The organism is Sporolactobacillus pectinivorans, from assembly GCF_002802965.1.
Taxonomy (GTDB): Bacteria; Bacillota; Bacilli; order Bacillales; family Sporolactobacillaceae; genus Sporolactobacillus; species Sporolactobacillus pectinivorans.
In genome coordinates, this window is record NZ_NXGA01000001.1 from 3,887,471 (window position 1) to 3,890,159 (window position 2,689).

The following is a 2,689-nucleotide window of genomic DNA, read 5'->3' on the forward strand; positions in this document are numbered from 1 at the left end:
CCATCTTTGAGGTCGTTATGGAATGACTTGACTTGTTGCTTGTTTCTTTCGCTATCCAGTTTTCAAGGATCGTGTACCGTTAAATAGGTTGCTTAAAAATTACATTTTTAAACGCCTAATTTAATTGGTGGAGCCTAGGGGGATCGAACCCCTGACCTCCTGCGTGCAAAGCAGGCGCTCTCCCAGCTGAGCTAAGGCCCCAGAATAATGGTGGGCCTGAGTGGACTTGAACCACCGACCTCACGCTTATCAGGCGTGCGCTCTAACCAGCTGAGCTACAGGCCNTTATCCAGTTTTCAAGGATCGTCCCGCGCCCCCGAAGGGACGCCGGGTCTGAAGGAATGCTTCCTTCAAAACCAAACAAAAGCCCAAACGCTTCGCTGAGTCTCTTTTTCCTTAGAAAGGAGGTGATCCAGCCGCACCTTCCGATACGGCTACCTTGTTACGACTTCACCCCAATCATGGGTCCCACCTTCGGCGGCTGGGTCCATAAAGGTTCCCGCACCGACTTNCACCATTAAAAAATAATTTACTGAAGGAATGCTTCCTTCAAAACCAAACAAAAGCCCAAACGCTTCGCTGAGTCTCTTTTTCCTTAGAAAGGAGGTGATCCAGCCGCACCTTCCGATACGGCTACCTTGTTACGACTTCACCCCAATCATGGGTCCCACCTTCGGCGGCTGGGTCCATAAAGGTTCCCGCACCGACTTCGGGTGTTATCCACTCTCGTGGTGTGACGGGCGGTGTGTACAAGGCCCGGGAACGGATTCACCGCGGCATGCTGATCCGCGATTACTAGCAATTCCGGCTTCATGCAGGCGGGTTGCAGCCTGCAATCCGAACTGGGGGCGGCTTTATGGGATTGGCTCAACCTCGCGGTCTCGCAGCCCTTTGTACCGCCCATTGTAGCACGTGTGTAGCCCAGATCATAAGGGGCATGATGATTTGACGTCATCCCCACCTTCCTCCGGTTTGTCACCGGCAGTCACCCTAGAGTGCCCAACTCAATGCTGNATCCAGCCGCACCTTCCGATACGGCTACCTTGTTACGACTTCACCCCAATCATGGGTCCCACCTTCGGCGGCTGGGTCCATAAAGGTTCCCGCACCGACTTCGGGTGTTATCCACTCTCGTGGTGTGACGGGCGGTGTGTACAAGGCCCGGGAACGGATTCACCGCGGCATGCTGATCCGCGATTACTAGCAATTCCGGCTTCATGCAGGCGGGTTGCAGCCTGCAATCCGAACTGGGGGCGGCTTTATGGGATTGGCTCAACCTCGCGGTCTCGCAGCCCTTTGTACCGCCCATTGTAGCACGTGTGTAGCCCAGATCATAAGGGGCATGATGATTTGACGTCATCCCCACCTTCCTCCGGTTTGTCACCGGCAGTCACCCTAGAGTGCCCAACTCAATGCTGGCAACTAAGGTCAAGGGTTGCGCTCGTTGCGGGACTTAACCCAACATCTCACGACACGAGCTGACGACAACCATGCACCACCTGTCACTCCGTCCCCCGAAGGGGAAAGCCTGATCTCTCAGGCGGTCGAAGGATGTCAAGACCTGGTAAGGTTCTTCGCGTTGCTTCGAATTAAACCACATGCTCCACTGCTTGTGCGGGCCCCCGTCAATTCCTTTGAGTTTCAACCTTGCGGTCGTACTTCCCAGGCGGAATGCTTAATGTGTTAACTTCAGCACTAAGGGGTTGGACCCCCCTAACACCTAGCATTCATCGTTTACAGCGTGGACTACCAGGGTATCTAATCCTGTTTGCTCCCCACGCTTTCGCACCTCAGCGTCAGTAACAGACCAGAGAGCCGCCTTCGCCACCGGTATTCCTCCACATCTCTACGCATTTCACCGCTACACGTGGAATTCTACTCTCCTCTTCTGTACTCAAGCTCCCCAGTTTCCAATGGCCGCTTGCGGTTGAGCCGCAAGATTTCACATCAGACTTAGGAAGCCGCCTGCGCGCGCTTTACGCCCAATAATTCCGGACAACGCTTGCCACCTACGTATTACCGCGGCTGCTGGCACGTAGTTAGCCGTGGCTTTCTGGCCGGATACCGTCACTGCAAGAGCATTTCCTCTCTCACTCATTCTTCTCCGGCAACAGAGCTTTACGATCCGAAAACCTTCTTCGCTCACGCGGCGTTGCTCCATCAGACTTTCGTCCATTGTGGAAGATTCCCTACTGCTGCCTCCCGTAGGAGTTTGGGCCGTGTCTCAGTCCCAATGTGGCCGATCACCCTCTCAGGTCGGCTATGCATCGCGGTCTTGGTGGGCCGTTGCCCCGCCAACTAACTAATGCACCGCGGGCCCATCTGTAAGCGATGGCCGAAACCATCTTTCAACCCTGCACCATGCGGTGCAGCGTGTTACCCGGTATTAGCTCCCGTTTCCCGGAGTTATCCCCGTCTTACAGGCAGGTTGCCCACGTGTTACTCACCCATCCGCCGCTCACTTCCGGGGGCAAGCCCCCTTCCGTGCGCTCGACTTGCATGTATTAGGCACGCCGCCAGCGTTCGTCCTGAGCCAGGATCAAACTCTCCAAAAAATACTCTTTCAGGAAGCCGAAGCTTCCGCTTATTTCTTTTTCGTTCTGTCGATCCTCAGCAAAAATTTTGAATTGACTTAAGGGTTTCACCCTTTAAATCACGCTTGGCTTTTGTTCAGTTTTCAAGGAACATT

General features: G+C 54.3%; 1 protein-coding gene, 1 tRNA gene and 1 rRNA gene. All 3 read right to left on the reverse strand.

Going from position 1 to position 2,689, the window contains the following annotated elements; translation table 11 throughout:
• Positions 1 to 125: 125 nt before the first annotated feature.
• Positions 126 to 201: transfer RNA gene (locus COP04_RS19020), tRNA-Ala, on the reverse strand.
• Positions 202 to 658: 457 nt separating this feature from the next.
• A complete protein-coding gene (locus COP04_RS20015; RefSeq protein ID WP_162297038.1) occupies positions 659 to 955 on the reverse strand; it encodes a hypothetical protein in 297 nt (98 codons plus the stop codon).
• Positions 956 to 1,006: 51 nt separating this feature from the next.
• Positions 1,007 to 2,555: ribosomal RNA gene (locus COP04_RS19030) — 16S ribosomal RNA — on the reverse strand.
• Between the last annotated feature and the right edge of the window lie 134 nt (positions 2,556 to 2,689).

Excerpts from the sequence above, each read along its gene's own strand:
- COP04_RS20015 (WP_162297038.1), bottom strand. The coding sequence starts at position 955 with ATGACGTCAAATCATCATGCCCCTTATGATCTGGGCTACACACGTGCT.